This window comes from Antarctobacter heliothermus (genome assembly GCF_002237555.1).
Taxonomy (GTDB): domain Bacteria; phylum Pseudomonadota; class Alphaproteobacteria; order Rhodobacterales; family Rhodobacteraceae; genus Antarctobacter; species Antarctobacter heliothermus_B.
The window spans coordinates 3935336-3955556 of the sequence record NZ_CP022540.1; the positions used below are offsets into that span (position 1 = coordinate 3935336).

Consider the following 20221-nt stretch of genomic DNA (forward strand, 5'->3'; position numbering starts at 1 on the left):
ACTAGAAAGAGCGCAGCAAATGGGCGAGACCCTGATTTCCTTGGCAGGAGGCATCAGGCGAAAACCCGCCGCAGACGCACGATAGCCATGGGACGAGGCGCAGGCGGAGGACCACAGGACCACGCCCTTGCCGGTTGTGCGTTGAGCGCGGCCCGTGCCGTTAAGGGGGAGGCCGCGAACGGTCACTCCAGATCAGGAAGAAAGACCGTCAAAAATCCAAGGCAAAGCAGAATGGATAGGTAGCTGAAGACCTGCTGCATGCCGATCACGTCCGCCAGCGCCCCCAGCGCAGCCGCCCCAACCGCCCCGATCCCGAACGCAAAACCAAAGACGAACCCCGACACCATGCCCACTTTCTGCGGCAACAGCTCTTGGGCAAAGACCACGATGGCGGAGAAGGCTGACGACAGGACCAGCCCGACGATCACGCTAAGGCCCGCAGCGGCCCACAGCGGGACAAACGGCAGCACAATCGCAAACGGCAGCGCGCCCACGATAGAGCCCCAGATGACCTTTTTGCGACCAATCCGATCACCGATCGGACCGCCAAAGAACGTCCCAAAGGCAACCGCCGTGAGGAAGACAAACAGCAGCCCCTGTGCATAAGGGATGCCCAGCCCGAATTTCTCGATCAGGAAAAAGACATAGTAGCTTTTGAAGGTCTCGATGTAGACGAACTTGCTGAGGAGCAGCGCCCCCAAGACAGCAAATGCAATGATTAGCCGCCGACGCGGCAAGGCAGGCCCGACCGCGGCGCGCGCGCCGTTGGCGCGCATCATGCGCTGATGTTCCGTAAACCACCGGGCGACCCACAAAAGGATAATGACCGCGCAAACCGCAAGCAGGCTGAACCAAACCGTGCTGATTTGTCCAAGCGGTAGCAGGATAAACGCAGCCGCCAAGGGACCAAGCGCCGTACCGGCGTTGCCCCCCACCTGAAAGCTGGACTGCGCGAACCCCAGTCGCCCGCCAGAGGCCATGCGGCACACGCGCGACGCCTCGGGGTGGAACAGTGCCGAGCCAAGCCCCAGCACGGAGGACGCCACCAACAGCCCCTCGAACGACGTCGCTGTTCCCAACAAAACGATCCCGACGCCGACGATCCCCATCGAGACGGCCAGCGAATACGGTTTGGGCCGCAAATCGCCATATAGTCCCAGAACGGGTTGCATGATGCAGGCTGTGATCTGCTGCGCCAGTGTCAACAAACCGAGTTGAAAATAGCTTAGCCCATACTGCGCTTTCAGTATCGGATAGAGCACGGGTAGCAGGAACTGGATCAGGTCATTGATCAGATGTGTGCTGCTGACCGCAAGGATCACGGTGTAGGATGTCGGCAATATCGCCGCGCGTTGAGTCGTCATGTTTGGCCCCGACATGGAATTGCACCGGGCAGTGACCGGTCGTGAACTGCGTCTGTTGTATCGTCTATTTCGTGGCGGGTTTCGTGTCAGATCGGAACGGCTTATACTGTAGCAAAACTGCAGGCTCCTTTTGCGCAAAATCCAAACTGCCCTACCGCCGATGAACGCCCTTCGGACCTTTGCGGTGGCCGGACGGCGGCTGAATTTCCGCGCCGCCGCAGAAGAGCTTCATGTGTCGCAAGGCGCTGTGGCGCAACAGATTCGTTTGCTTGAACAGCACCTTGGCCAAGCCCTGTTCACACGGCTGCCCAGAGGCGTCGCGCTGACATCGCGGGGCGCGATCTATCACGCCGAAGTCAGCCGCGCCTTTGACATACTACGGGACGCGACAGGGCAATTGAATGAAAGCGATGACAGCCTGACGATAAGCGTAACGCCGACCTTCGCGGCCAAGCTGTTGATTCAGAGCCTTCCGTCCTTGAATACCGCCTTTCCCGGCATCAAAATTCGCACCATCGCCACGGTTGAGGTCATCGACTTTGACCGGGATCAAGTTGACATTGCGGTGCGCGAAACCTGTCCGCCGTTTCCGGCGGCCCATGAGGCGCAGCTGCTTTTCCGTCAGGATTTCATTCTGGTGGGCAGCCCGCATCTTTTGAACGATCTTCCCCTGCCCTTGACGTCGGACACGGTGCGCAACCTGCCGCTGCTGCACGATTCCTATGAGCATTGGCAAACCTACTTTCGCACGACGGACAGGTTGCCGGGGCCGGTCTTCAACCAGATCTCATTGGCGATTGATGCGGCGTTGGCGGGTCAGGGACTGGCCATTGTCAGCCGGGCGTTTGTGCAAAGCGATCTGAACGCCGGGCGTCTGATTGATGCGGGGTCCGCAGGGGGCGCGTCCGTTCGGGACTATTATCTCGTCCGGAAGAAATCACAGCGCGCGCGGCCCATGCTGGATGTTGTCTGGTCCTGGTGTCTGGACACCTTTTCAGAGGGCTAGCGCGTTTTCTGCGGGCGTGCGGCGCATGGCCCCCTAGAAACAAAAAAGGGCCCCGCGAAAACGCGAGGCCCCGGTCGTGCGGGCAAGGCCCGGTTTGATTTACGAGATGCGGTTGAGCAACTCACCCAGCGAGGCCTTGGCGTCGCCGTAGAACATCCGCGTGTTGTCCTTGTAAAACAGCGGGTTCTCGATGCCGGAATAGCCGGTGCCCTGCCCGCGTTTGGAGACAAACACCTGCTTGGCCTTCCAGCATTCCAGAACCGGCATCCCGGCGATGGGGCTGTTCGGATCTTCCTGGGCTGCCGGGTTCACGATGTCGTTGGAGCCGATGACGATGGCCACATCCGTGTCCGGGAAGTCCTCATTGATCTCGTCCATTTCCAGAACGATGTCATAGGGCACCTTTGCCTCTGCCAAGAGCACGTTCATGTGCCCCGGTAGACGGCCCGCAACGGGGTGAATGGCGAAACGCACCTCTTTGCCCTGTGCCCGCAGGCGGCGAGTCAGTTCGGCGACGTTCTGCTGCGCCTGTGCCACGGCCATGCCGTAACCCGGAATGATGATGACGCTGTCGGCCTCTTCGAGGGCCTGCGCCACACCGTCGGCGTCGATGGCGATCTGCTCACCCTCGACCGCCATCTGTTCACCCGCAGGGCCGCCAAAGCCGCCCAGAATCACGCTGATGAAGGACCGGTTCATGGCCTTGCACATGATGTAGGACAGGATGGCACCGGAGGAGCCGACCAGCGCGCCGACCACGATCAGAAGATCGTTGCCAAGGCTGAAGCCAATCGCCGCCGCCGCCCAGCCCGAGTAGCTGTTGAGCATCGAGACAACCACCGGCATGTCGGCGCCGCCGATGCCCATGATCAGGTGATAGCCGATGAACAGCGCCGCCAGCGTCATCAGGAACAGCGGGAAGAAGCCGCCGGTGCCCATGTACCAGAACAGGCACAGCACAGAGAGTGCTGCCGCTGCCGCATTCAGCAAGTGACCGCCCGGCAGTTTTTGCGCCTTCGAGGTCAGCTTGCCCGCCAGTTTGCCAAAGGCCACGACCGACCCGGTGAAGGTCACGGCACCGATGAAGATGCCAAGGAACAGCTCAACCCGCAGGATGCTTTGCTCGACGCCGTCTTTCTTGGCGATCAGGGCGGCAAAGCCCTCCAGCGATTTGCGCGCGGTGTCGTCCATGGCCATGACGCGGCCCAGTTCGATATGCGCGTTGAGGCCGACAAAGACCGCCGCCAGACCGACAAGGCTGTGCATCGCCGCCACAAGTTGCGGCATCTCGGTCATTTCGACCTTGTTGGCGACGTACCAGCCGATGCTGCCGCCCGCCGCGATCAGGATGATCGACAGCAGCCAGAGGCCAGAGCCCGGCCCGATCAGCGTGGCAAAGACCGCAAGGCCCATGCCGACAATGCCGTACCAGACAGCGCGTTTTGCGCTTTCCTGGCCCGAAAGTCCCCCCAACGACAGGATGAAGAGGACAGCTGCGACCACATAGGCCGCGGTGGTGAATCCGAAATCCATGATCCCCTACCCCTTAAGATTTCTGGAACATGGCAAGCATGCGCCGCGTGACGAGGAACCCGCCAAAGATGTTGATGCCCGCCATGAAGACCGACAGGGCCGCCAGCAGGATCACAAGGAAGCTCCCCGATCCGATCTGCATGAGCGCGCCAAGGATGATGATCGACGAGATGGCGTTGGTGATGGCCATCAGCGGCGTGTGCAGCGAATGCGACACGTTCCAGATCACCTGGAAGCCGATGAAGACTGACAGCACAAAGACGATGAAGTGCTGCATAAAGCTGGCCGGGGCAACCAGACCCACCGCCAGCAGCAGACCGCCACCGACAGCCAGCAGGGTCACCTGCTGCTTGGTCTGCGCCTTGAAGGCGGCGACCTCATTGGCGCGCTTTTCAGCGGCGGTCAGTTCCTTGACCTTTTCCTTGGGCTTGGCCGCGATGGCCGCAACCTTGGGCGGCGGCGGCGGGAAGGTGATTTCCCCCTGATGGGTGACGGTCGCGCCGCGGATCACGTCGTCTTCCATGTTGTGATTGATCTGACCGTCCTTTTCGGGCGTCAGGTCAGTCAGCATGTGACGGATGTTGGTGGAATACAGGGTTGAGGCCTGCGTTGCCATCCGGCTGGGGAAGTCGGTGTAGCCGATGATCGTGACACCGTTTTCGGTGACGATCTTTTCGTCCATCACGGTGCCTTCGGCGTTGCCGCCTTTTTCAGCCGCAAGGTCGACGATGACCGAGCCTGGCTTCATCGCCGCAATCATATCCTCAAGCCACAGCTTGGGGGCCGGACGGTTGGGGATCAGCGCGGTGGTGATGACGATGTCGATGTCGGGTGCCAGTTCGCGGAACTTTTTCAGCTGCGCTTCGCGGAACTCAGGCGAAGACACGGCGGCATAGCCACCGGTGGCCGACCCGTCCTGCTGTTCTTCTTCGAAGTCCAGATAGACAAATTCCGCGCCCATGCTTTCGACCTGTTCGGCCACTTCGGGGCGCACGTCAAAGGCGTAGGTGATCGCGCCAAGGCTGGTGGATGTGCCGATCGCGGCGAGACCCGCCACACCGGCACCGACAACCAGAACCTTGGCCGGGGGCACCTTGCCCGCCGCGGTGATCTGACCTGTGAAGAAGCGGCCAAAGTTGTTGCCTGCCTCGATCACCGCGCGGTAACCCGCGATATTGGCCATCGACGACAGCGCGTCCATCTTTTGCGCGCGGGAGATCCGCGGCACCATTTCCATGGCGATGACGTTGGCACCTTTTTCCTTGGCCTTGTTCAGGCCCTCTTCGTTCCCGCCGGGATTGAAGAAGGTGATCAGCGTCTTGTCCGCCGTCAGGTAATCCAGCTCGTCCAGCGTGGGAATCCGGACCTTGGCAATGATATCGGCCCCAGCCCACAATACATCGGCACTATCAACCACTTCGACTCCGGCGTCCCGGTAGGTCTCATCCGAAAACCCGGCTTTTGCCCCGGCTCCGGCCTCGATCATGCAGTCATAGCCCAGCTTCTGTAGCTGGCGAGCCGAATCCGGGGTCATCGCAACGCGATTCTCTCCGGATTCAACCTCTCTTGGCGTCCCTATCTTCACGGTAATCCCCTTTGTTCTCAGGTACTCCTACGCCCCTGATGAGGCGTTAATTCGCATTTCGCCGCACGAATGCGGCCCTGCAGCGACAAGCAGCGCGCGTTGTAAAACACACCGGGGCAAAAAGTTAAACCCAAGCATCTATTCTTGCGCTTTATGAGTGGCGGTCGAAACATTGTTGCGCCAACTCCGCAACGTCAATCACTAATCCTGCCCAGTTTCTCTGCTTTCTCAGGCAGTTGAAAGAGGTTTCGGCAGCAGCACTGACGTTTCTGATGGCGATACCTGCGCGCGCACATCGCAACTTGCGGCAAAAAAACACTTTTTCAGGGCAAGCGGCCGTCTATGCCGCTTAGACCCAGCGCCGCACGTCATTTGTGTATTGGGCAAAAGTTGCGCGGAATTTCCGGCGCAAGCGGTCCTCTTCCGGCACGATAAAGCGTTTTTCGATCACCCAGACAAAAACCGGGATCAGCGGCAACGCCAGCACCGCGCCCCAGTACAGGATCATTCCCGTCAGGATCATCGAATCGCCCAGATAGATCGGGTTGCGCGAGCGTTTGAAGATGCCGCTGGTCACAAGCCGCTCTGCCTCGGAGTGCGGGATCACGGTGGTGCGGTGGCGGCGCATCTCAGAGATGGCCAGCCCGATCAGGATCAGACCGCCGCCCACCAGCACCCCGCCCAGCAAATCGGCCCAGACCGGACCAAAGCTGAGCCCAAAGCCGAAGTATGTCTTTTGCACCCATGCGAGCACCAGCGCGCCGGTCAGCCAAACCGGCGGCATGTCGATCCATTTCAGCACAGCGGCCCCCTTGGTAGCTTCGCATGTAATCTATGGCGCGCTGCGCCGTCTTCTGAGCCGACGAAAGGCCGCAGCGCGCTGGTCAGAGGGTTATTCCCACTCCATCTCTTCGAAGACACGACCGGCATTCTTGGTCGCCAGTTCCTCGAACGTGTCGAGATGCGCCCATTTGGTCTGGTCCACATAGTAGGCCCCGGCCAGATCGCCGCCATCGTCGATGTGCTGCCCGATCTTGGTCCGCAGATCCTTGAGGTAGTCCGAAGTATAGCGCGTCACCTGCGCCATGTTGGTCGGGTGGCCGTGGCCGGGGATGACATAGGTTGCGCCCAGATCGGTGAACGGGCCGTCAAACGTCTCTACCCAGCAACTGGTGCAGGTGTCGGCAAAGATCGGCGGCATCCGCTCATGGAACGCGATGTCGCCCGCGATCACGATGCCCCACTGCGGTATCCAGACCTGCGTGTCGCCCGGCCCATGGGCCGAGCCAAGGTGCAGCACCTCCAGCGTCACATCGCCCATTTCCACGGTGTAGGCGTCCGAGAATGACAGGTTCGGCACCGCAACCCGCGTGCCCTCTGCCTTGTCCTGATTGTAGCGCATCATGCCTTGCAGGATGAAATCGCCGTTTTCCTCGACCTCGTGGATTGCGTCCTCATGGGCAAGGATGTCCACCCCCAGATCGGCCCAGTAAGAGTTGCCAAGCATGGCATGCCCCTGCCCGTTCTCGTTGATCACCAGTTTGACCGGCTGGTCGGTGATCGTCTTGATCTCATCGTGTAGGGCTGCGGCCAGCCGCGCCGAGGCACCGCCGTTGATCACCACAACCCCGTCTCCGGTGATGACAAAGGACAGGTTGTTGTTGTGACCCGAATTTTCATAGGTCGGCGGCGCGGTGGCCCCGATGGCGGAAAATACATGCGGAATAACCTCGACAGGTTTGTCGTAGAGTTCCGATTGCGGGTATTTGTCAGCGATATCCTCGCTGGCCAGCGCGGCTGTGGCGCAGAGGGCCAGAACAGAGATCTGGGCAATACGTTTCATGAGATCCTCCCGGTAATCACTATCATATTCACATGCGTGAATAGCATTGCCAAGCGATCCGTCGCGGACCTCTTGTCACAGGGTTTTGCCGCTGTAGGCTGCGGCAAACATGGGAGGATTTCATGCTGAACGGAAAACACGCGCTGGTCACAGGCGGCGGCAGCGGTATCGGGTTGGCCATCGCGCGGGCGCTGGCCGACGAGGGCGCGCAGGTGACGATCACCGGCCGCCGGATCGAACGGCTGGAGGCGGCACGCGGCGACCAGATCTTTCCGCTGGCGATGGATGTCATGGATGAGTTTTCGGTTGTGCAAGGCGTCGAAGAGGCGGTCGCCGCCCGTGGCCCCATCCAGATCTGCGTGCCCAACGCCGGGATTGCCGAAGGGCGGTCGATCCTCAAGACCGACATGGCATTCTGGCGCACGATGATGGCGACCAATGTCGACGGCGCGTTCCTGACCATCCGCGAGTCGCTGAAATCCATGGTGGACACCGATTGGGGCCGGGTGATCGCGGTGTCGTCGATTGCCGGGATACGCGGCCTGAAGGGCGCGCCGACCTACACCGCGTCAAAACATGCGCTTTTGGGATTGATCCGCGCGCTGGCAGCGGATTACGCCAAAAAACCCTATACCTTTAACGCTCTTTGTCCCGCCTATGTGGACACCGACATCGTTGACATGAACGTCACCTCGATCATGCAGCGCACCGGCAAGTCCGAGGCCGAGGCCCGCGCCACCATGGTCAACGTCAACCCGCACGGGCGGCTGATTGCCTCCGAAGAAGTCGCGCAGGCTGCGGTCTGGCTGTGTCATGACGCATCAGGCAGCGTGAACGGTCAGGCGATCCAGATCGCGGGGGGCGAGGTGTAACCCCGCCTGGTGATCCGCCGCGTTTGGCGAGGGTTATTCCCTCTTGACGGTCAAACAGTCAGGGGCAAAGCACAAAGCCGGAATTGTCGGTGATGCAGGCGCCTTGGTTGATGCAGACGTCCCGGCAGCCTTCCAGCTTGGCGCTGCACTCTTCGTAGACGACCTCATCGTCGGCCACCGCCTGCGCGGCCAGCCCGGTCGAGACACAGCTGTCGTAGGAAGTCATGCACGAGGTGTCGCATTGCGATGCCCCGGCGGCCAGGATCACCCGCAGACTATCGACCGACATTGCTGCCGGTGTGACCAGCGGATCGGCATGGACCTGTGTGATCGACAGAGTTGCAAATGCAGCGGCGGCAATCCGTGTGAAAAGAGCTGATTTCATGTCTTTGTCCTTCATACTTTGTGCGCCAAGACCTGACCGTACCAATGACACGGGCATCACGCTGCCCAAACGGGTCTGCGCAAGACCCGCCCATTCGGCGGGGCATGCCGTCCCATGGGGCAGTTTGCGCCAGCAAAGGACGGTTTGCATAGGCCTATGTCGGCTGCGGGTGCAGCGCGGCGCTTACAGCAGCGCTTGCAGGCCGCGCCCCAGCAGGGCGGCCAGCCGGTCCCGCTCTGCCACAAACCGCGCGTAGGGTGGGCGTTTGATGCCGTCCAGCGCGCGCAGCAACAGGGTGGCGGTTTCATCCGGCGGGGCGTCCAGCGTCACCCGGCCTGCGGCCACTTCGCGCGTCAGCCAATCGGCAAAGACCGCTGTGATCCGGGCCGCCCCATCCTCGACCAGATCGCGCGCTTGGCTGTCCTTGAGGTCCAGCAATTCCGCACCGTGTGGGCTGTCCAGCATGTCCCGGATCATCGGCCCCGTCTTGGCAGCATAGCCCGCGCGCAGCAAATCCGGCACAGTGCCCTGCCCCGCAAGTGCCTGCGTGACCGCCTGCACGGCCTGGTCGAAATAGACCTGCACCATGCATCGTGCGATGTTTTCCTTGTTGCGAAAGTGCTGATAGAGCGCGGGACGCGACATACCAGCTGCCTGCGCTATGTCCTCCATCGAAGTGCGGCGATAGCCATATTGGCACAGTACCGCCATGGCGGCCCCAAGGATCGCCTCTTGCTTGACGCGGTCAGGATCGGATGTCTCCATCATGGGCAGAGCCTGACAAAATCGCCAGAAACTGTCAATTGACATTGTGACACTATGGGTTAATTCTGTCAGAAACCAGTCAGGAGGACGACATGGCCACCACGCTCACCGTCAACGGCACCGCCCAAGAGGTGGATCTGCCCGAAAACGTCCCACTGCTATGGGCGTTGCGGGACGCGCTCAACCTGACGGGGACCAAGTTTGGCTGCGGTGTCTCGGCCTGCGGGGCCTGCACCGTGCATATCGACGGTGAGGCGGTGCGCTCCTGCCAGATCCCCATCGGCGACGTCTGGGGGAAGGTGACCACGATCGAGGGGTTGGGCACGCCCGATGCCCTGCACCGGCTGCAAAAAGCGTGGATCGACCATCAGGTTGCGCAATGCGGCTACTGCCAGTCCGGCCAGATCATGCAGGCCGCCGCGTTATTGGCAGAAACCCCCAACCCGAACGATGATGACATCGACGCCGCAATGCAGGGCAACCTGTGCCGCTGCGGCACCTATCCGCGCATCCGCGCTGCCATCAAATCCGCCGCTGAAGGAGCCTGAGCCATGGCAAGCATCGGCAAGATTGCCCGCCGCACCTTTTTGTTCGGGGCCGTGGCCGTCGCGGGCGGCGCCGCCTTTGGCGCGTGGTACGTCACCCGCCCCGCCCCCAACCCGCTGAAGCCCGCTGAGGGCGAGGCATCGCTGAACGCCTTTGTGCTGATCGACGGCGACGGCGTGACGCTGGTCGCGCCCCGCGCCGAGATGGGTCAGGGCACCATGACCACATGGGCCGCGCTGATCGCCGAGGAAATGGATCTGGCTTGGGAAGACGTGCGCGTCATTCACGGCCCGCCCGCGCAGGCCTATTACAACAGCGCCCTGATGGGCGAGGGCTTGACCCACAAGGGCTATGACGTCTCATCTTTCCAGCATTCGCTGGGAGAGGTCATGGGCGTCATGGGCAAGGTGTTTTCCATGCAGGTCACTGGCGGGTCAACCGCCATGAAAGACGGTTATGAGCGGATGCGCGTCACCGGCGCGGCCACGCGTGAAATGCTCAAGACCGCCGCCGCACAGCGACTGGGCGTCGGGCTGGACGAGTTGCGCACCGAGAACGGTGCAGTGATTGCCCCCGACGGCACCACGATCCCCTATTCCGATCTGGCCGCCGAGGCCGCCGAGGTTGAGCCGCCTAAGGTCGAACTGCGCGAGCGGTCGGACTGGAAGCTGCTGGGCACTTCGCTGCCGCGCAAGGACATCCCCGGCAAATCCACCGGTACCGCGCAATTCGGCATCGACACCCGTCTGCCCGGAATGCGCTACGCCGCCGTCCGCATGTCCCCCACGCGGGGCGGCATGAAATCCTTTGACGCGTTTGAGGCCAGCCGCATGGCGGGCGTTGAAAAGGTGGTCGATCTGGGCGATGGACTGGCGGTCATCGCCACCAACACTTGGCTGGCCCAGCAGGCCGTCGATGCCATCCCGGTCGAATGGGCCCCCTCATCCTACCCCGAAACCACCGAGGACATGACCCGCGCCATCAAGGCGGCGTTTGATGCCGAGCCAAACTCGACCCTGCGCGACGATGGCGACACGGCCAAGCTGCCCTCAGGTGCGATGCGCATCAAGGCAGAGTATAGCGTACCGTTTCTGGCCCATGCCACGATGGAACCGATGAACGCCACAGCCTGGTTTGATGGCACGCACTTGCGGATCTGGTGTGGCAATCAGGGCCCGACCTTTTTGCGCGACGCCTGCGCCGCCGAGGCCGGGATCGACCCCGAAGAGGTCGAGGTCAATGTCACGCTGATGGGCGGCGGCTTTGGCCGGCGCGGCGAGTTCGACTATGCGGTGATCGCCACGCGGGTGGCCAAGGCCATGCCCGGCACGCCGGTCAACGTCACATGGTCACGCGAAGAGGACATGACGCATGACTTCTACCGCCCCGCCGCCCTCGCCCGCATTACCGGCGCGGTGTTGGACGGCAAGGCGCTGACCTTTGATGCGCAGGTGTCGTCGCCGTCGATTGCCGAACAGGCGCTGGACCGCTGGGTCGGCTTTGCGCCGGGTGGCCCGGACAAGGGCATTGTCGACGCGATCTATAATCAGCCCTACGGCATTCCCAACTACCGCGTCACCGGCCACAAGGCCGAGATCACCCCGCCGCTGGGCTTCTGGCGCTCTGTTGGGGCCAGCTATAACGGGTTTTTCCATGAGAGCTTCATGGACGAACTGGCCCATGCGGCAGAGGCCGATCCGCTGCAATTCCGTCTGGACCTGACGCGCGACGAATGGCTGCCCGCCTATTATGTGCTGGAGGCGGTGCGCGACATGTCCGGCTGGACCGGCCAGACAGAGGACGGCGTGGGGCGCGGCATTGCCATGGTCTACAGCTTTGGCACGCCTTGCGCGATGGTGATCGAGGTGCGCGACGTGGACGGCATGATCCGGCTGACAAACGCGTGGATCGCAGCCGATCCCGGCGTGGCGCTGGACCCGTCGATCATCGAGGCACAGCTGACCGGAGCGATGGCCTATGGGCTGTCGGCGGCGATGGGCGAAGAGATCACCTTTGCCGGGGGCGTGGCCGAGCAAAAGAACTTTCCGGACTATGATCCGCTGCGGATGCCGCAGATGCCTGCGGTCGAGGTCAGGATTCTGGAAAACCAGAAGCGCCTGAACGGTGTCGGAGAGGTTGGCACCCCGCCCGCCGCACCGGCGCTGGCCAACGCGCTGTTTGACTTGACCGGCAAACGGGTGCGGGATCTGCCGCTGAACAAGGCGTTTGAATTCTACGTCTGAGGATCAAACGCGCGGCCCCTCGGTGCGCAGATCCGGGGGCCGCGCGTGTTTACGTCGCGAGACCGTTTGAAAATCGTGAACGGGCGGGAAAACGCGTCTTTGTCCTTGCCCGGACAACGTCCTTGGCTGACCATCAGGACACCCCTCCCGGGTTTGCTCCCGGGCACGTTGTACCCTGTTAACGATTTCGGCCCTCGCCTTTGCGGCGGGGGCTTTTTTATCCGACAGCGATGTACGAAAGCAAAGGCTCAACTGGCCGCGCGCAGATCCTTGGGGCCGTTTTCGGCCCATGCGTGGACCGCCCGCCCAAAGGCCGCGAACAGGGGACGCGACACCGGGTCATTCGCGGCGTTCCACTCCGGGTGCCACTGGACGGACAGGGTAAACCCCGGCGCGTCGCGCACATGGATTGCCTCTGGCGTGCCGTCGGGCGCGTGCCCTTCGACCACGATGCGCGTGCCGGGGGTCTTGATCCCCTGCCCGTGCAGCGTATTTGTCAGCACCTCGGTCGCACCAAACAACCGGTGAAAGACGCCGCCCTCTGTCAGGGACACCTTGTGACGCAGGGCAAATTTCTCTTCCAGCGTGCCGTCGGGGGGCATGCGGTGGTTCATACGGCCCGGCAGATCGCGGATTTCGGGGTAGAGCGTACCACCCATGGCGACGTTGACCTCTTGGAACCCGCGACAGATGCCAAGGAACGGCTGGCCGCGTTGCACACAGGCACGCACCAGCGGCAGAGTGATGGCATCGCGGTTGCGGTCAGGTTGGCCATGGGCCTCTGTCCACTCTTCCCCGTATTCTTCGGGGTGGACGTTGGGACGGCCGCCGGTCAGCACAAAGCCGTCGCAGACCTCCAGCAGTTCCTCGACCGTCACCAGTCGCGGATCAGAGGGGATCACCATGGGCAGACAGCCCGCCACCTCTGACACCGCCTCGGAGTTCATCGTGCCCCCCGCGTGGGTCGGGTACTGATCGTTGATCAGGTGCTGGTTGCCGATGATGCCGACGATGGGGCGCGCCATGAATCCTGCTCCTTGTGAACAGCCGATGTGTAGACCACATCGGTCGCCACGAAAAGTGTTGGCCCGCACAGAGCGCCCTGCACCCGCACACAGGCGCGTACACTGCCCGTTGTAAAGGCAGTCACCAAAAACACGCGCCGCTGCTTCTTCTGTCCCAAAATATCCCGGGGGAGTCGACCAAAGGGAGACGGGGGCAGCGCCCCCCTCCGCCCTCGCCGCCCGCGAAGGACCGGACGCGGCGCGCTCAGCCCGCCGCCTTGAGCTCCAACCGGCGGCGGTGCAGAACCGGTTCGGTATAGCCAGAGGGCTGCACGCGGCCCTCCAGTACCAGTTCGCAGGCCGCCTGAAAGGCCACGCCGTCAAACCCCGGTGCCATGGGCCGATAGGTCGGATCGCCTGCATTCTGACGGTCGACCACTTCTGCCATGCGTCTCATGATTTCCATGACCTCGTCGCGGGTGACGACCCCGTGGTGCAGCCAGTTGGCGATATGCTGGCTTGAAATCCGGCAGGTGGCGCGGTCTTCCATCAGACCGACGTCGTTGATGTCGGGCACCTTGGAACAACCGACACCGGCATCGATCCAGCGGACAACGTAGCCAAGGATACCTTGGGCGTTGTTTTCGACCTCACGCGTGACCTGTTCGGGCCGCCATTTGCGGAAAGTGGCCAGCGGTATTTCCAGCACCGCGTCCACATGGGCGCGGCGGCCCCCGGCGCGCAGCGCCTTTTGCACCGCAAACACATCGACCTTGTGATAGTGCAGCGCGTGCAGCGTGGCCGCAGTGGGCGACGGCACCCAGGCGCAGTTGGCCCCTGCCTTGGGGTGTTCGATCTTGGCCTCCAGCATGGCGGCCATCTTGTCGGGAATGGCCCACATGCCCTTGCCGATCTGGGCCTTGCCAGACAACCCGCATTCCAGACCGATGTCGACGTTGCGCGCCTCATAGGCCCCGATCCAGCCCTTACGTTTGATGAAATCCTTGCGGGAAAACGGGCCCGCCTCCATCGAGGTATGGATCTCATCGCCGGTGCGGTCCAGAAAGCCAGTGTTGATAAAGGCGACGCGGTGTTTGGCGGCGCGGATGCACTCTTTCAGGTTCACCGTGGTCCGGCGCTCCTCATCCATGATGCCTAGTTTGACGGTGTAGCGCGGCAGGTTCAGCGCCTGTTCGACGAAGGTGAACACCTCATCGGCAAAGGCGACCTCATCCGGGCCATGCATCTTGGGTTTGACGACGTAGACGGACCCGTGGTGGCTATTGCGCAGGCCGCCTTCGGTGCGGCCCAGATCGTGTTTGGCGATCAGGACGGTGATCATCGCGTCCATCAGACCCTCGAAGATCTCAGAGCCGTCGCGCAAAAGGATCGCGGGGTTGGTCATCAGGTGGCCGACATTGCGCACCAGCATCAGAGCACGGCCCTTGACCGTAAACGGTGCGCCATCAGAGCCGAGGAATTCGTGGTCCGGCGTAAGACGGCGAGTCAGCGTTGCTCCGCCCTTTTCAAAGCTCTCAGTCAGGTCGCCTTTCATCAGGCCCAGCCAGTTGGAATAGGCCAGCGTTTTGTCCTCGCCATCGACGCAGGCGACGGAATCCTCGCAGTCCATGATCGCCGAGACGGCGGATTCCAGTCGCACATCCGCCAGCCCCGCCTGATCGCGCGCGCCGATCTGATGGGTGCGGTCAAAGACCAGTTCCACATGCAGCCCGTTGTTGCACAACAAGATCGCATCGGGCGCCTTGGGGTGGCCGCGATAACCGCGAAACTTGGACGGATCGGCCAGCGGTGAATCGTCCACCAACAAAGCGCCGCCCTTGATGTGATACCGGCGCGCGTCGGCGTGGCTGACACCCTCGACCGGGAACGCCTCATCCAGAAACACCCGCGCGCGGGCGATGACGCGGGCACCGCGTCCCTTGTCATAGCCGCCCTTGGGCGGGGACGAGCCGATGGCATCGGTGCCGTACAGCCCGTCGTACAGGCTGCCCCAACGGGCATTGGCCGCGTTCAGCGCGTAGCGGGCATTGGTGATCGGCACCACCAGTTGCGGGCCGGGAACGGAGGCGATCTCGGGGTCGGTATTGGCGGTTTCGATCTCGAAGTCCCCGCCCTCGGGGCGCAGGTAGCCGATCTCGGAAAGAAATGCCTTGTACGCCTCATGGTCATGCGGCTGGTTGGCGCGGGCCTTGTGCCAATCGTCAATCTGCTTTTGTAGCGTCTCGCGGGTGTCCAGCAGCGCGCGGTTGCGGGGGCCGAAATCATGCGCCAATGCAGACAGACTGTCCCAGAACGCATCCGCTGCAATGCCCGTCCCCGGCAAGGCCTGCTCTTCGATGAACGCAGCCAGACGTGTGTCAACGTCCAGACCTGCGCGCGCTACACGGTCGACCATGGTATACCTCTTCTAATGCCTTGACGCGGACCGTAGCATTCTGTTTCCGATAGGCAACAAGGGGCATCGCATTTATTGCCTTCCCGAAAGAGAAGCTGTTTCAGGCTAAGTTTGAAACAGCACTTTATCCGGCAAAGTCGAAAAAGGGGGCACGCATGGCTGAACATGAGGTCGATCTGGACAGCTGGCCCCGGACCGAACAGTTTCGATGGTTCAAGGGATTCGCCCGGCCGCATTATGCGGTGACCGTCCGGCTGGATGCGACCCAGTTGATGACGCAGCGCAAATCACAGGGCATATCGGTTTTTCGCGCCTGTCTTCATGCCATCGGCCACGGGCTGCACGCGGTGCCCGAACTGAACATGCGGTTTCGCGGCGATGTGGTCGTGCGTCATGACAGGGTTCTGTTGTCGTCGCCGGTGCCGCGCCCCGAAGGCGGGTTCAGCTTTTCCTATGTGCCATTTCATGAAAGTTTCGAAGAGTTCGACAAAGGCGCTATCACCGCGATCGCAGAGGCGCGGCAGCGGACAACGCTGGAGGCGAACACCGGGCGCGGCGACGCGGTAGCCTATATGTCCTGCCTGCCGTGGATGGATTTCACATCGCTGGACAACGCCATGCCCGATGCGCAGGACTGCATTCCGCGCGTGGCCTGGGGCAAGATCGTCTCGGAGTGTGACCGCTGGCGCATGGCGATGAGCCTGCAGGTGCATCACGCGCTGGTGGACGGCGAGCATATGGGCGCGTATTTCGCCGCCGTGCAAGAGGCGTTGGACGCGGACTGACGCCGTGCGAGGCGTCCGCCTCAGGCGGCTGCCTCATCCTCACCTGACTGCTGGCGGGCCCAGAGTGCCGAATAACGCCCCTGACGCGTCAACAGATCGTCGTGGGTGCCCTGTTCGACCACGATGCCGTCCTGCAACACCACAATCCGGTCTGCATCGGCAATGGTGGACAGGCGGTGCGCGATGGTGATCACGGTCCGCCCTTCGCCCGCGCGGCGCAGCGCCTCTTGGATTGAGGCCTCTGTTTCGGTGTCCAGCGCCGAGGTCGCCTCATCCAGCAGCAGGATCGGCGGATCTTTCAGCAGGGTGCGGGCGATGCCGACACGCTGCTTTTCGCCGCCTGACAATTTCAACCCGCGTTCGCCGACCTGCGTTTCGTAGCCTTCGGGCAGGCTGGAAATAAAGTCATGGATCTGTGCGGCTTGGGCCGCGGCTATGATGTCGGCCTCGGATGCGCCGTCGCGGCCATAGGCGATGTTGTAGCGGATCGTGTCGTTGAACAGCACCGTGTCCTGCGGCACCACGCCGATGGCAGCGTGCAGGCTGTCCTGTGTCACGTCGCGCAGATCCTGCCCGTCGATGGTGACGCTGCCGCCGTCCACATCGTAGAACCGGAACAACAACCGCCCTATGGTGGATTTTCCCGACCCCGACGGCCCGACAAGTGCCACGTTCTCCCCTGCGCCCACCGTCACGTCGATGCCCTTGAGGATCGGGCGGGTCGGCTCATACCCGAATTGTACATCCGCAAAGGTCACGACGCCGCCCGCAACCGCCAGATCAGGCGCGCCGGGCTTGTCCGACACCTCACGCGGTTGTTCCAGCAGTTCGAACATCTCGCCCATGTCGACCAGCGCCTGCCGGATCTCTCGGTAGACGGTGCCGAGAAAGTTCAGCGGCATGGTGATCTGAATCATGTAGGCGTTGACCATGACAAAATCGCCCACGGTCAGCGCGCCGTTCTGCACACCCGTCGCGGCCATGACCATGACCGCAACCAGACCGCTGGTGATGATCAGCGACTGCCCGGTGTTCAGCGCCGCCAATGACGTAGCCGTCTTGATCGCCGCCGCCTCATAGCCCTGCATGGCCACGTCATAACGCGCCGCCTCACGCCCTTCGGCCCCGAAATACTTGACCGTCTCAAAATTCAGCAGGCTGTCGATCGCTTTTTGATTCGCGTCTGTGTCCTGCTTGTTCATCTCGCGGCGCAGTTTGACCCGCCATTCCGTGACCTTGAACGTGAACAGGATATAGAGGCTGATCACCCCGACAACGACGGCCAGATACCAGACGTCAAACAGGAAAAAGAGCACCGCCGCGACAAGCACCAGTTCCAGCATCAAAGGCCCGATGCTGAAGAGCAGGAAACGCAGCAGGAATTCCACGCCTTTGACGCCGCGCTCGATGATCCGGCTTAGCCCGCCGGTTTTGCGCGTGATGTGATAGCGCATGGACAGGCGGTGAATGTGGGTAAAGGTCTCCAGCGCCAGACGGCGCAGCGCGCGTTGTCCGACCTTGGCAAAGACCGCATCGCGGAGTTGCTGGAATCCAACGGTCATCAGCCGCGCCATACCATAGGCCACGGTCAGACCCACCGCCCCCAGCATCAAGTCGGACACGTCGCCCGACAGAGTATCGACCGCTGCCTTATACAGGATGGGGGTGAACACGGCGATCAGCTTGGCCAGCACCAGAAAGCCCAGAGCGATGACCACGCGGCGCTTGGCCCATGTCTGGCCCTCTGGCCAGAGATAGGGACCGACGCGACGGATGGTGCGCCAGCCAGAGCGGCGCTCTTCGCGGGCGATGTCACTGGCGGAGGTCAAATCTGGGGGCATGGGGGACCTTTGGCTGATCCCCCTCACCTAGCCCTTTGGTTGCCGGGTTTCCATAGCCGCCCTGACATTGGCGCGGCCCCGGTGTCGATCAGTTCCCCGCGCCGTCCGGCAGGTTGAAGATCTGGCCGGGATAGATCAGGTTGGGGTTGCGGATCCGTTCGCGGTTGGCCTCAAAGATGCGGACATATTGCATACCGTCGCCGTACCGGTTGCTTGAAATTCCCCAGAGCGTGTTGCCCGGCTGAATCGTCACGGTGCGCACAAGGCCGGTGCCACCGGCAAGGGCGCCTTCCAGCACAGCCGCGTTTTCACGCAGGAACGGGCTTTCGACGCGGGCGGTGACCTGACCGCGCTCATTGATCTGGTCGATGCGCAGCACATAGGTGCCCTGATCCACCTCTGGCAGTTCTACCCGCCAGCCGCCGTCTTCGCGGATCCGCGAGGTGGTGACAGGCGTGTTGTCCAGATAGACGCGCACAAAGGACGTTGTCTTACCGCGTCCCGACAGCAGCACATCGCCCTGATCATCATAGCTGATCGAATCGAGCGCCACGTCCCCCGGCGCAATGGGTGCGGTCGACAGCGCCTCGATCCCGCGCGGGGTGGACAGCAGCACCGCAGGTCCGCGCGCCGAAGACGGAGGGTCTGTTGCCTCTGGCAGGACGCGGGCGGTGATCACCGTATCCGCTGCGGGCAACGCCGGATCGACTGCGCCGACTGAGCTGGCAGGATCGGGGATTCCGGCGGTCACGGTCCCGACCTGCGGCGCGTCGGGATCCTTGTCGTCGACGGCAACGGGCGTGCCGGTCGCCGCCACCGGACGCAAGGGGGCCGCCCCCGCCTCTGGTGCGGGCTGTGTGCCCGGAACGGGGCCACGCGCCGGTGCGCCGTTCCATACGGGCGCTCCAAGCGGATCGGGTCCGGCGCCGACCTCGGGTTGCGGGAACGCTCGGGCGATCTGGTCGGGGGCCACGGCGGGCTGGCCTTCGACCGCACCGGGATCGACGACCGGGTCCGTGGCCGCCACTGTGCCCGCGTCTCCGACAGGCGGAATGGTGGCGACAGGTGAGGTTGTGGCGCGCGCCGGATCGGCAACAGACGCATTCGGGTCGGGCCGTGTCTCAAAGATGGGGCCCGGATCTACTAGGCTTGTGTCGACGGGGGTTTTGGGCTGGCGTTCGGGGGAGAGGTCGACAGCGGCGACCTGTTGCGGCGCGACAATCACCTCTCCTTCGGACAGGACCGTCTTTTCGTCGGCGGTCTGGCGCAGGCTGATCACAGCCGCCCGGTCCGGCGGCAGGTTAAGGAAGGTGGTGAACTTGCCGTCGCTCCCGATCTCCAGCGTTTCAACCGGCTCTCCATCGACGATCACTTCGAGCTTGGCACCCGGCTCTCCCCCGCCTGCGATCAGCGAAAACCCATCGGTTTCCGCGCGCACGACGTCAAAGTTGGGGCGTTTGATCGCCACGTCGCCGTCCAACAGCAATTCGGGGACGACGGCGGTTGCGCCGGGATCAAACAGCGGCAGCAAAGCACTGGCGGCCGGTTCGGGGGCGGCCCCTTCCTTGACGGGTGCGGGCGCGGCGGCGGTCTCGATCGGGGCGTCCGCGACGGATGTCGCGTCCGGAGCGGGTGATTTCGGATCGGCAATGGCTGCGGTTTCCAGCGGCGGCGTTGCGGGATCGGGCGCATCCGCCGTTGCAACCGGCGCGGCGGTCGGGTCAGGCGCATCCGTCGTCGCAACAGGCGCGGTGGTCGGGTCGGGTGCATCTGCTGTTACGACCGGAGCCGCCACGGGATCGGCTGTCGCCAGCGGCGCATCGGCATTTGGCGCGACCGGAGGCACGGGTGCCTCGGGCGCGGTCACCACCGCTGCGGGCGGCGGCGTGTCCACGGCGGGCGTGCCCGGCATCTGGATTATGCCGGTCATCACCATCACGGTCACGGTCCCGACGGTCCCGGCACCAGCGATGGCCGAATAGAGTGCAATCTTGCTCATGGCAGCCTTCCGAACGTCTGTCCCTGAGGCCGCA

General features: G+C 62.8%; 16 protein-coding genes. 5 read left to right on the forward strand and 11 right to left on the reverse strand.

Annotated elements, in window-relative coordinates:
• Positions 1 to 182 precede the first annotated feature (182 nt).
• The gene (locus ANTHELSMS3_RS18620) at positions 183 to 1364 is read right to left on the reverse strand and encodes an MFS transporter (protein WP_094036191.1); all 1182 of its coding nucleotides are present in this window, start codon (positions 1362 to 1364) and stop codon (positions 183 to 185) included.
• Positions 1365 to 1494: 130 nt separating this feature from the next.
• Between ANTHELSMS3_RS18620 and ANTHELSMS3_RS18625 the strand changes: the two genes are divergently transcribed.
• Positions 1495 to 2370: a LysR substrate-binding domain-containing protein gene (locus tag ANTHELSMS3_RS18625; protein WP_217621222.1), complete on the forward strand. Its 876-nt coding sequence runs from the start codon at positions 1495 to 1497 to the stop codon at positions 2368 to 2370.
• Between the two features lie 99 nt (positions 2371 to 2469).
• On the opposite strand, the gene ANTHELSMS3_RS18630 is transcribed toward ANTHELSMS3_RS18625, so the two are convergent.
• The 4 genes from ANTHELSMS3_RS18630 to ANTHELSMS3_RS18645 form a co-directional block, all read right to left on the reverse strand.
• Complete coding sequence (locus tag ANTHELSMS3_RS18630; protein ID WP_094036193.1) at positions 2470 to 3903, reverse strand: NAD(P)(+) transhydrogenase (Re/Si-specific) subunit beta; 1434 nt, start codon at positions 3901 to 3903, stop codon at positions 2470 to 2472.
• Positions 3904 to 3916: 13 nt separating this feature from the next.
• Positions 3917 to 5488 carry a Re/Si-specific NAD(P)(+) transhydrogenase subunit alpha gene (locus ANTHELSMS3_RS18635; RefSeq protein ID WP_094036194.1) on the reverse strand — a complete coding sequence of 524 codons (1572 nt, stop codon included), beginning with the start codon at positions 5486 to 5488 and terminating at the stop codon, positions 3917 to 3919.
• 349 nt (positions 5489 to 5837) lie between these two features.
• Entirely contained in the window at positions 5838 to 6272 is a 435-nt protein-coding gene (locus ANTHELSMS3_RS18640; RefSeq protein ID WP_094037235.1) for a methyltransferase family protein, read from the reverse strand.
• Positions 6273 to 6380: 108 nt separating this feature from the next.
• Positions 6381 to 7331 (reverse strand): MBL fold metallo-hydrolase, encoded by a 951-nt coding sequence (locus ANTHELSMS3_RS18645; RefSeq protein WP_094036195.1) that lies wholly within the window; start codon positions 7329 to 7331, stop codon positions 6381 to 6383.
• A 122-nt stretch (positions 7332 to 7453) separates the two neighbouring features.
• Between ANTHELSMS3_RS18645 and ANTHELSMS3_RS18650 the strand changes: the two genes are divergently transcribed.
• A complete protein-coding gene (locus ANTHELSMS3_RS18650) occupies positions 7454 to 8203 on the forward strand; it encodes an SDR family NAD(P)-dependent oxidoreductase (RefSeq protein WP_094036196.1) in 750 nt (249 codons plus the stop codon).
• A gap of 58 nt (positions 8204 to 8261) precedes the next feature.
• Here the strand turns inward: ANTHELSMS3_RS18650 and ANTHELSMS3_RS18655 are convergent, their stop codons facing one another.
• Together ANTHELSMS3_RS18655 and ANTHELSMS3_RS18660 are read right to left on the reverse strand one after the other, a co-directional pair.
• The gene (locus ANTHELSMS3_RS18655; RefSeq protein ID WP_157733571.1) at positions 8262 to 8588 is read right to left on the reverse strand and encodes a hypothetical protein; all 327 of its coding nucleotides are present in this window, start codon (positions 8586 to 8588) and stop codon (positions 8262 to 8264) included.
• 183 nt (positions 8589 to 8771) lie between these two features.
• Complete coding sequence (locus ANTHELSMS3_RS18660) at positions 8772 to 9356, reverse strand: TetR/AcrR family transcriptional regulator (RefSeq protein WP_157733572.1); 585 nt, start codon at positions 9354 to 9356, stop codon at positions 8772 to 8774.
• A gap of 89 nt (positions 9357 to 9445) precedes the next feature.
• On the opposite strand from ANTHELSMS3_RS18660, the gene ANTHELSMS3_RS18665 reads away from it, so the two are divergent.
• A complete protein-coding gene (locus ANTHELSMS3_RS18665; RefSeq protein WP_094036199.1) occupies positions 9446 to 9901 on the forward strand; it encodes a (2Fe-2S)-binding protein in 456 nt (151 codons plus the stop codon).
• A gap of 3 nt (positions 9902 to 9904) precedes the next feature.
• Positions 9905 to 12142: a xanthine dehydrogenase family protein molybdopterin-binding subunit gene (locus tag ANTHELSMS3_RS18670; protein WP_094036200.1), complete on the forward strand. Its 2238-nt coding sequence runs from the start codon at positions 9905 to 9907 to the stop codon at positions 12140 to 12142.
• Between the two features lie 248 nt (positions 12143 to 12390).
• On the opposite strand, the gene ANTHELSMS3_RS18675 is transcribed toward ANTHELSMS3_RS18670, so the two are convergent.
• Positions 12391 to 13167 carry a gamma-glutamyl-gamma-aminobutyrate hydrolase family protein gene (locus tag ANTHELSMS3_RS18675; protein ID WP_094036201.1) on the reverse strand — a complete coding sequence of 259 codons (777 nt, stop codon included), beginning with the start codon at positions 13165 to 13167 and terminating at the stop codon, positions 12391 to 12393.
• 244 nt (positions 13168 to 13411) lie between these two features.
• Positions 13412 to 15562, reverse strand: coding sequence for a malate synthase G (locus ANTHELSMS3_RS18680; protein ID WP_094036202.1), 2151 nt, complete (start codon positions 15560 to 15562; stop codon positions 13412 to 13414).
• A 155-nt stretch (positions 15563 to 15717) separates the two neighbouring features.
• On the opposite strand from ANTHELSMS3_RS18680, the gene ANTHELSMS3_RS18685 reads away from it, so the two are divergent.
• Positions 15718 to 16347: a chloramphenicol acetyltransferase gene (locus tag ANTHELSMS3_RS18685; RefSeq protein WP_094036203.1), complete on the forward strand. Its 630-nt coding sequence runs from the start codon at positions 15718 to 15720 to the stop codon at positions 16345 to 16347.
• 20 nt (positions 16348 to 16367) lie between these two features.
• Here ANTHELSMS3_RS18685 and ANTHELSMS3_RS18690 read toward each other — a convergent pair whose 3' ends face one another.
• Both ANTHELSMS3_RS18690 and ANTHELSMS3_RS18695 read right to left on the reverse strand, forming a co-directional pair.
• Positions 16368 to 18188: an ABCB family ABC transporter ATP-binding protein/permease gene (locus tag ANTHELSMS3_RS18690; protein WP_094036204.1), complete on the reverse strand. Its 1821-nt coding sequence runs from the start codon at positions 18186 to 18188 to the stop codon at positions 16368 to 16370.
• A gap of 88 nt (positions 18189 to 18276) precedes the next feature.
• Complete coding sequence (locus ANTHELSMS3_RS18695) at positions 18277 to 20187, reverse strand: LysM peptidoglycan-binding domain-containing protein (protein WP_094036205.1); 1911 nt, start codon at positions 20185 to 20187, stop codon at positions 18277 to 18279.
• Positions 20188 to 20221 lie beyond the last annotated feature (34 nt).

Bases quoted from the DNA above. Each gene is read 5' to 3' on its own strand.
- ANTHELSMS3_RS18620 (WP_094036191.1), bottom strand. From the start codon at position 1,364: ATGACGACTCAACGCGCGGCGATATTGCCGACATCCTACACCGTGATC.
- ANTHELSMS3_RS18630 (WP_094036193.1), bottom strand. From the start codon at position 3,903: ATGGATTTCGGATTCACCACCGCGGCCTATGTGGTCGCAGCTGTCCTC.
- ANTHELSMS3_RS18640 (WP_094037235.1), bottom strand. From the start codon at position 6,272: ATGCCGCCGGTTTGGCTGACCGGCGCGCTGGTGCTCGCATGGGTGCAA.
- ANTHELSMS3_RS18645 (WP_094036195.1), bottom strand. From the start codon at position 7,331: ATGAAACGTATTGCCCAGATCTCTGTTCTGGCCCTCTGCGCCACAGCC.
- ANTHELSMS3_RS18650 (WP_094036196.1), top strand. From the start codon at position 7,454: ATGCTGAACGGAAAACACGCGCTGGTCACAGGCGGCGGCAGCGGTATC.
- ANTHELSMS3_RS18655 (WP_157733571.1), bottom strand. From the start codon at position 8,588: ATGAAATCAGCTCTTTTCACACGGATTGCCGCCGCTGCATTTGCAACT.
- ANTHELSMS3_RS18660 (WP_157733572.1), bottom strand. From the start codon at position 9,356: ATGATGGAGACATCCGATCCTGACCGCGTCAAGCAAGAGGCGATCCTT.
- ANTHELSMS3_RS18665 (WP_094036199.1), top strand. From the start codon at position 9,446: ATGGCCACCACGCTCACCGTCAACGGCACCGCCCAAGAGGTGGATCTG.
- ANTHELSMS3_RS18670 (WP_094036200.1), top strand. From the start codon at position 9,905: ATGGCAAGCATCGGCAAGATTGCCCGCCGCACCTTTTTGTTCGGGGCC.
- ANTHELSMS3_RS18675 (WP_094036201.1), bottom strand. From the start codon at position 13,167: ATGGCGCGCCCCATCGTCGGCATCATCGGCAACCAGCACCTGATCAAC.
- ANTHELSMS3_RS18680 (WP_094036202.1), bottom strand. From the start codon at position 15,562: ATGGTCGACCGTGTAGCGCGCGCAGGTCTGGACGTTGACACACGTCTG.
- ANTHELSMS3_RS18685 (WP_094036203.1), top strand. From the start codon at position 15,718: ATGGCTGAACATGAGGTCGATCTGGACAGCTGGCCCCGGACCGAACAG.
- ANTHELSMS3_RS18690 (WP_094036204.1), bottom strand. From the start codon at position 18,188: ATGCCCCCAGATTTGACCTCCGCCAGTGACATCGCCCGCGAAGAGCGC.
- ANTHELSMS3_RS18695 (WP_094036205.1), bottom strand. From the start codon at position 20,187: ATGAGCAAGATTGCACTCTATTCGGCCATCGCTGGTGCCGGGACCGTC.